The 881-nt window shown below is 43.2% G+C and carries 2 protein-coding genes; both read left to right on the plus strand.

Annotation, left to right across the window (positions count from 1 at the left end; translation table 11 throughout):
- Positions 1 to 490: toprim domain-containing protein (locus tag HMPREF9018_RS01145; protein WP_008446916.1), on the plus strand; the 490-nt coding region annotated here is incomplete at its 5' end.
- Between the two features lie 4 nt (positions 491 to 494).
- Positions 495 to 881: DUF3408 domain-containing protein (locus tag HMPREF9018_RS01150; RefSeq protein ID WP_008446915.1), on the plus strand; the 387-nt coding region annotated here is incomplete at its 3' end.

Consider the following 881-nt stretch of genomic DNA (forward strand, 5'->3'; position numbering starts at 1 on the left):
AGGTTTTGCCAACCAATCGGGCGGTTATGAACTTCGGGATAAAGGCTCTTTCAAGGGAACGATTGCTCCGAAGGATATTACCCCCGTGTTCACGGATAAGATAACGGATAGAATGAAACCGGTCTGCGTGTTCGAAGGTTTTATGGACTTTCTATCCTTCCTTTCAATGAAAGAAGAAATCATCAGCCATTGCCTTGTGATGAACTCCGTGAGTAATGTGGCAAGGAGCATTCGCTATCTCAATGACAGGCAAGTATCCTCCATTCGTACCTTCCTTGACAATGACGAAGCTGGACGGAGAACTACGGAGGATTTTATGGAAGCTGGTTTCAAGGTAGATGATATGTCCGTGCATTACAGGAACTTCAAAGACCTCAACGAATATCACATCCACAGGGTGCGTGAACAGCAGAAAAGCCTATCATTGACGATGTCACAAACACAAACCAATCCCATAAAGGTAAAACAAGTTAAACATAAAATGAGATAAAGACATGGAAAAGAAGAAAACAACAGAAGAAGAGTATGACCTTTCATATTATTTGGGTGGTAACGAAGAAGATACCTATTCAAAGCCTACCAAACAAAAAGACAAGTTTATCCCTGAACGGGAAGAGGTCAGGAAGCAGGAAAAAAGAACACCCATGAACAAGGCGGACGCTCTTTCGGAAAAGATGGAATATGAGCAGCATACTGTATCATCACAAGATGCTGTGCCATCACAGCACACGGAGAACGCAGCCGTTCAAAGACGCATCAGTGCCAAAATGAGAAAGGAGACGCTCGAAGCATACAAACAAACCTACCTTACTCCCATCAAGTTGATAAGTAGAAAAGCTGTCTATATGAGCAAAGAGACACAGGAACGTGCGGACTTCATC

Origin of the sequence: Prevotella amnii CRIS 21A-A, assembly GCF_000177355.1 — a bacterium.
Classification (GTDB): domain Bacteria; phylum Bacteroidota; class Bacteroidia; order Bacteroidales; family Bacteroidaceae; genus Prevotella; species Prevotella amnii.